This is a genomic window from Frankia sp. CoWAU3 (assembly GCF_977971855.1).
Window position 1 is genome coordinate 3,653 of the sequence record NZ_CDWWXB010000026.1, and the last position, 6,865, is coordinate 10,517.

Sequence of the window (6,865 nt, forward strand, 5' to 3'; positions counted from 1 at the left end):
AGCGCGGCGAGCCCGCCCGGTCTCCTCTCGGAACGGTCTCTCCACGCCCCCCGGCCGCCGTACCGATGTCCTGGCCCGCGCCGCGAGCGACGTCACTCAGGCCATCACCCGACGGCTGGCCCCGGACGCCTACCAGAGCGACCACGACCGCGCCGCCTACATCGACGCGGTGCACCGCGCGGTGACGACGATGCAGCGCGAAGTCGTAGAGATGTTGACCCGGCTGGTCGCGGGGCTCGCCGCGCTCGCGATCCCGGCGGCCGCGGTAGACCCCGCCGTCTGGGCCGGGCGCCGCATCGATCTGATCCATCAGACGCTGCGGGCCCTCTTCGACCTGTTCGGCCTGCCCGAGGGTTTCGAATTCGCCAGAGCCCTGGCAGACGAGGTGGTGACAGGCGCCGCGCCGACGGGTGGCGGGTCACGGTGGCCCCCGGAGTCGGCCGCGGCGAAAGTCGTGCGTCTGCTGCGCGAAACCCATGCCCGGGGAGCCGATGCGTTCCGGCTGCTCGTTCTCTACGCCCCGGGATGGCATACCGCCGAGGACATCCGCGATGACATCGCCTACGCGGGGGCCTCCCCGGTCGGGCCACCCGGCCGGCCCGCGTCGCGGGCACATGAGGCGGAGGTACTCGGAGCCGGTGCGCGCCCGTATTTCGAGCGGTTGGTCGCGGTCGAGGCCGCGTCGGGACGAGGCGACGGGCCACTGATGCAGACCGTGCGGCGCATCGCCGGCCTCTACCTGCCCGGCGCGTCCCACGAACCCGGTCCGCCAGGAGCGCCAGGAGCGCCAGGAGCATTCGAGAACGATCTACGTGTCCTGGGTGCGGAGCTCACCGCCCGCATTCCGCCGACCTGGCCGGATGGTCCCGATCCGGCGATCGCCTTCCTCCGAGCCTGCCAGCTTGGCCAGCCGAACGCGGCCCGCGTCTTCGGGCTGTTGGTCCGACATGTTCCGAACTGGGACGATGCCTGGGATCTGCACGAGGTCATCCGCCGGGACGGTGCCCCGGGCCAGGAAACCGCCCATCCGGAGGAGGGGCCGTTGACGGGTCCGGAGTTGGCCAGAGCGGCGGAGAGGTACTTCCGCCGAACAGTGCGGGGATCGGAGGCAGATCGCCCCTTCCCCGCCGACCTGGAACGCGTCGTGCGCCGGCTGGTGGCGCTCTACCTCCCCGACGACCCGCGGCTGCGGGCCGCGAGCGAGCTGCCCGGCTTCGTCGAGAGCCAGGTGATCGCCGCGATCAGCCGACCCGCACCGCTCAGGCGCCGCCGCCTGCTCCCGTGGCTCGCCACGACCGCCATGACCACCAGAGTCGCCGTGACCGCCGTGACGTTGTGCCTGACCCTGATGATCTTCCTCACCGTGATGCGTTGATGCGGCGGCGAACAATCACCGTCTCGCGCCCCCCGATACGAGCCGTCACCGTTCATCGGAGGCATCCTTCGTGGCGCCCGCCTCTCGGCGGGGCCGCCCGGGGGTCGGCCCTACTCGGCCGCGCCCAAGTCTGGAACAATGCTCAGCACTTGTGTCAGTGTCGCGACACATACCCGGTCTCTTCTGAGTTGATGCCCTTAGGTATGAAGGAAGACGGCTGGCGACACGTCCTACAGCGTGATCGTAATTGCTACGGCGAGGACGGAGGCCATGGGTAGCCCGCTGGTAACGATCATGCTCATTGTGATGCTGCTGGTGGGTGGGCTGGTCTTCGTCATCCTCAACAACCGGCCCGCCCGGCCCGAGGAGAACCAGCGACGCTCTCGTGGCCTCGACCATCAGCGCCACCGATACGGTACGGTGCCGATCCGTGACAGCTCTGACGCCACCCCGCCCGACGGGATCGTGCCCGGCTTCGCCGAGCCGGCGCCGGTCTCCTCGGCAACCGGTGCGACGGGCAACACGGCGGACAGGTCAGCGGACAGCGCGAGCGGCGTCCCGGACGCAGGCGCGGCATGGGGAGGGTGATGTGACCTCGCAGGTTTCCGTCGGCGGCGGTGAAGGCGACCGCGATCCCGACTCCACCGGCTGGACGCCACCGCCCGCCGGTCAGCCGCACCTCGGGCCCGGTGCCTTCGGTGACGAACGGGCGGATGCCACCCGCTACTACGACCCGGCGACCGGCGACTATCCCCTCCCGCCACCCGGGGAACACGCGCCGGCTCCGCGCGGCGCCGAGTCAACCCGAACGGTTGAGGACACGCCGTGGGAGAGCTCCCCCACGGCGACGACCGTCCCCGTGGCTCCGCCCGCTCCCCCGAGGAGGCAGACAGGCGATCTCATGGCGATCGAGCCGGAGCAGACGACGGCCGCCGCGCTGCGACTCGCCGCCGCGGGGCGCACCCGCCGGGGCAAACGCGGCGGTCCCAACGAGGACGCGTTCGTCGTCGTCGACGGGCTGCTGGCGGTGTCGGACGGGGTCGGTGGCGAGGCTGCCGGCCAGATCGCGTCCACGCTGACGGTCACCACGGTGGCGGGTTTCCGCCCGCAGTACGCCGAGGATCCGCTCGCGGGCCTGCGCAAGGCCGTGGAACGGGCGAACTGGGTGGTCCGGACCCGGGCTCGAGAGGAGCCGGCCTGGCTCGGCATGGCCTGCACGCTGGACGTCGTCATCCTCGGGCGCCAGCAGAGCACCGGCGAGTACCTCACCGTCGCACACGTGGGTGACAGCTCGGTGTGGTTGCAGCCCGGCAAGGGACGGCCGCGGGCACTGACCACGCCGCACGCGATCCGTAACGGTCCGTTGCTCAACGCCGTCGGGCTCGCTGACGAGATCGAGGCGGACATCTTCAGCGAGCCGGTCCGCGCCGGTGACCGGGTCGTTCTCGCCAGCGACGGCATCACCAAGGTGATGAGCCCGGAACAGCTCGACGGCCTGCTGAGCGCGCTGGGGCCCGAGCCGCCCGAGCGGGCCGCGGACGCGCTCGTCGAAGCGGCCCTGCTGGCCGGTGCCCGGGACGACACCACCATCGTCGTCGCGGATCTGGTGTCCGAACCCGCCGCCCGGTGAGTTCGTCCGGACATCCGGTCGTCCGGCCCGGTGTCCGGACGTCCTAGATAGACGGGCTGAGACCCGCCGACAGCCGCCCCGAGAGGTCAGGAGACGCGCTGACCGACCGGGCAGTCCAGGGCGCTGGCGCGGGTCAGGCCGTCGACGGACAGCCGGGCGGACAGGCGCACCGGTCCGGACGACTCGGTGAGAATGCCCGTCCAGCCCCCGGCCGCCCGGAAGACGCACGCCGTGCCCCCCGACAGCTGCCAGTAGGGGGTGTAGTGCACGAGCACCGTGGCGACCCCGGGCGCGTGGAAGTCGACCGCGACCGAACTCACCCCCAGTTCGGTGAGCGAGGCCGGTCCCTGCACCAGGCCCGGGGAGTCGGTGACGAGCCACACCTTCCAGTGCGCGTTCTGCCAGGCGAGATCGAGATAAGGCAGACCGGCTCGCAGCAGCCTGGCCTCGGCGACCGCGGAGGGATCCAGCTCGACGTTGGGGAGGGCGACGTAGCGGATGCCGCGGGCGAGCAGCCACTCGTGGTAGGTCTCGGCGTTCAGGGTGCCGTCGTAGAACAGCGCGTTGTACTTGCTGTCGAGCTGGCGCAGCCAGCCGCGGGCCATGGGTACGGACGGGGCGACGAAGCGCGCCTCCCAGTGGGCCCGGGTGAAGGGGATCTCCACCCGCCCGGCCGACACCGGTGCGCCGCGGTCGAGGTAGTCGAGGAGCTCGGTGTAATAGGCCTTCGACCCGGACGGATCGCCGTGGACAAGCAGCGCCCCGTGCACCGGCCCGATCTGCCAGCCGATCAGCGGGATCGCCACGACCGCGAGGACGCGGCGGCGTTCGGCGAGCAACAACGCCGCGGTAGGGCCGGCGAGCAGCGTCGCCGGTCGGGTGATGTTTCCGCCGATCTGGGTGGGCACGAAAAAGAAGACCACTGCCGCGGCCGCCCAGAGCAACAGGCCGTGCCGGATGAGCCGGATGAGCCGGGCGTGCCCGGGCACGACGAGCAGGCCGACCGCGATGAGGGTCAGCAGCGACAGGAAGGTGAGCGCGGGAAAGGGCTGGTACCCGTCCTCGGGAAACGCGAGCGCGACGATGATGCCGGATCCGGCGCCGGCGAACGGGAGCGCCCGGCGCCATCCGATCGTCGGCAGCAACGCGAGGCCGACGAGCAGCACGAAGCCGCCGGCCAACGGAGACGCCAGCGACGACAGGACCGCGCCGATCCAGGTCAGCTTCGTGTGCCGTTCCCGCGCGCCGACCAGCGCCAGAGCACCGAAGGTCATCCCGAGCGCGAACGGCATGCGGCCCACGACGAGGTTCGCCACCGTCGAGACCGCGAACCAGACGAGGACCAGATCATGCCCGGTCCGCAGGCCAGGACCGCGGAGCAACCGGGTCACGATCATCGTCGAGGCGACGCAGGAGATCGCGCCGAGCGGCTGTACCCCGACAAGCGCACCGAGCGGGGGGAACAGCACACTGTAGCCGGGGATGGTGTGACCGCCGTACCACTGATCATCCCAGAGCACCACTCCGCCGTGCCGGAACAGCCAGACCCGGTACTCCTGGGCGGGGGTGTCCGGACCGGTGATGCCAAGACCGACGCACAGCAGGCAGAGCGCGGCGGTCAGAATCCAGGGCCAGCGGCAAACCGCCACGACGACAGCGAGAACACCCCGCACGAGCGGTCCGCGGTGCCGCGGCGGCTCGAGGGCGATGGAAGGGGTCTGGGGCAGTGTGGCCACGCGAGGCTCCGACCCGGGGTGCCCGGGCCCACCCGTCGCTGGGGCGGTCGACGCCGTCCGCCCCCCCGAGATGGCGTCAGGCGGGGAACCCGGGGTCGCGAGCGTTGTCACCCGCGACCCCCCCACACACCGACGACAGTCCATCCGCCGTCTCCGACCGGACATCACCCGACAGCTTGCCCCGCGGGCGGCGTCAGGCCGCGCCCGTCCCGTCCGGACCGGGCAGCGGCCGGTCCCGACCGGCCGGCATCCTGGCCCCGACCAGGGTGACCCTGCTGGTCCTCGCCGGTGGCGGCGCCGCGGTCGTGGCCATGATGAACGAGGGTCGGCTCGGTTCGCGCGATCCGCACACGACCGACCCTTCCTCCTGGTGGGGCATTCTCCCATCGGCGGCCTCGTCGGATACCGCAAGGGGCGTCCTGGCCGGCCTGGCGGCCCTGGGCATCATCACTCTGTGTCTGTGCTGGGGCGGACTTGTGCGCGCGACGATCGCCGGCCGCACCTCCCCGCGGGCCGCCCTCGCGGCGTGGATCGTCTGGAGCCTCCCGTTCGCGGTGGGCCCGCCACTGTTCAGCCGGGACATCTACGCCTACGCCGCTCAGGGTGAGCTGGCGAGGCTCGGCCTGGATCCGGCGACACACGGCGTCTCCGCCCTGCTGACCGCCGAGGGCTCGGGCTCGGCGTTCGTCCGGGCCGTTGACCCCCGGTGGTGGAACACCCATGCGCCCTATGGCGGTGCCGCGGTCGCCGTGGAGAAGAGCGCCGCGGCCCTCGGCGGCGGGCCGGCCGGGACGGTCGCGCTGCTCAAGATAGTCGCGATCCTCGCAACGATCGCGATGGTCGTCCTGACGCTACGGCTCGCCGGACCGGAGCCGGGCCGACGGGCCCTGGTCATGCTGCTCGTCGCGGCCAATCCGGTCGTCGTCGTGCACCTGATCGGCGGAGCCCACCTCGACGCAATGGCCGCGGCGCTGCTCGTGGCGGCGCTGGTGGTGGACCGCCGACGGCTCGTCTCGGCACCGGCGTCCGGCCCGGAGGGAAGGAGCACGCCGACGGCTCGGCAGGCCGCGCTCGGCGCCGCCGCAACGGCGCTGGTCAGCGTGGCCGGAAGCGTCAAGGCGACCGCGCTCCTCGGCGTCGCCTGGCTGGTGCTGGCGCATCTGCGGGCCGCCCGGTCGGCGCGGCGTCCGATCCGCGCCGGCGCCGTGCTGCTCGCGGCCGATGCCGCCGCGGTCGCGCTCGCCGCGGGGCTAAGCATGGTGGCTGGCGGCTTCGGCCCGACCTGGATCCACGCGTTGTCCACGTCGGGCACCCTGACCACGGGGGCCGCACCGGCCTCGATTCTCGCCGCGGCGGTCGACGGGGTCGACGGCATGCTTGGTCCGGTCGGCCGCCATCCGTCCGGCGCCGAAACGCAGCGGGCGACTCGGGCCCTGTGCCTGGCCGGCGCGGCGCTGGTGGTGGCCTGGCTCGCCCTGCGCGCCTGGCGGGACCGGGACGGGTACACCGGCCGTCGGCACGACCTGATCGTGCTCGGCTATGGCGGGCTGGCGGTGGCGCTCGGCAGCCCGGTGCTCTACCCCTGGTACCTCGCGCTGTGCCTGCCGGCACTCGCGGTCGTCGTGGCCCTCGCCCGGTCAGCCCCGCCGGCGCCCCACCCTGGAACGGCCCGTCCCAGGACGCCGGGGATGCAACCACGCCGCATGAGGCGTCTCGGGGCGGCCGTCGAGCGGATCGTCGGGGGGTTCGGGGGGTGGACCATCGCCCTGGTGGTCGTCACGTCGGCCTGGCTGTGCCTGACGACCCTCGCGCCGCTCGCCGCGACCTGGCGGCTGCTCGGGCGCGTCGAGACGTCCCTGGCCGTCATCGGCTGCGCCGGCCTTGCGGCCGCGGGAACGGTCATCACGCTGGTCGCGATCCGGCGGCGGCACGCCACGCCCACCCGCAGACGGTGACCAGTCCGACGTTGCGGACCACCAGGACCAGGCTCACCATGATCCGTCCCTGGACGACGTCGTTGTACCGCCACGGATAGACGACCTGGGAGAGCACAACGCAGATCAGCAGCAGCGCCACCCACCACCACGACGGTCCACCGGCCGGGACGGGGGCAGCCGGCCCGCC

General features: G+C 72.5%; 4 protein-coding genes and 2 pseudogenes. 4 read left to right on the forward strand and 2 right to left on the reverse strand.

The window, feature by feature from the left end:
• The 3 genes and pseudogenes from AC08ON_RS04600 to AC08ON_RS04610 form a co-directional block, all read left to right on the forward strand.
• Nucleotides 1-1,375 (forward strand): annotated as a pseudogene (locus AC08ON_RS04600) (hypothetical protein); the annotation flags it as partial.
• A 270-nt stretch (nt 1,376-1,645) separates the two neighbouring features.
• Nucleotides 1,646-1,963: a hypothetical protein gene (locus tag AC08ON_RS04605; RefSeq protein WP_476606516.1), complete on the forward strand. Its 318-nt coding sequence runs from the start codon at nt 1,646-1,648 to the stop codon at nt 1,961-1,963.
• A 1-nt stretch (nt 1,964) separates the two neighbouring features.
• Nucleotides 1,965-3,005: a PP2C family protein-serine/threonine phosphatase gene (locus tag AC08ON_RS04610; RefSeq protein ID WP_476616514.1), complete on the forward strand. Its 1,041-nt coding sequence runs from the start codon at nt 1,965-1,967 to the stop codon at nt 3,003-3,005.
• A gap of 86 nt (nt 3,006-3,091) precedes the next feature.
• Here the strand turns inward: AC08ON_RS04610 and AC08ON_RS04615 are convergent, their stop codons facing one another.
• The gene (locus tag AC08ON_RS04615) at nt 3,092-4,741 is read right to left on the reverse strand and encodes a hypothetical protein (RefSeq protein WP_476606518.1); all 1,650 of its coding nucleotides are present in this window, start codon (nt 4,739-4,741) and stop codon (nt 3,092-3,094) included.
• A 266-nt stretch (nt 4,742-5,007) separates the two neighbouring features.
• Between AC08ON_RS04615 and mptB the strand changes: the two genes are divergently transcribed.
• Nucleotides 5,008-6,696, forward strand: a complete 1,689-nt coding sequence (gene mptB / locus AC08ON_RS04620; RefSeq protein ID WP_476606519.1) for a polyprenol phosphomannose-dependent alpha 1,6 mannosyltransferase MptB — start codon at nt 5,008-5,010, stop codon at nt 6,694-6,696.
• Here mptB and AC08ON_RS04625 read toward each other — a convergent pair.
• A pseudogene (locus tag AC08ON_RS04625) lies at nt 6,644-6,865 on the reverse strand (glycosyltransferase 87 family protein); the annotation flags it as partial. The gene mptB and the pseudogene AC08ON_RS04625 overlap by 53 nt on opposite strands.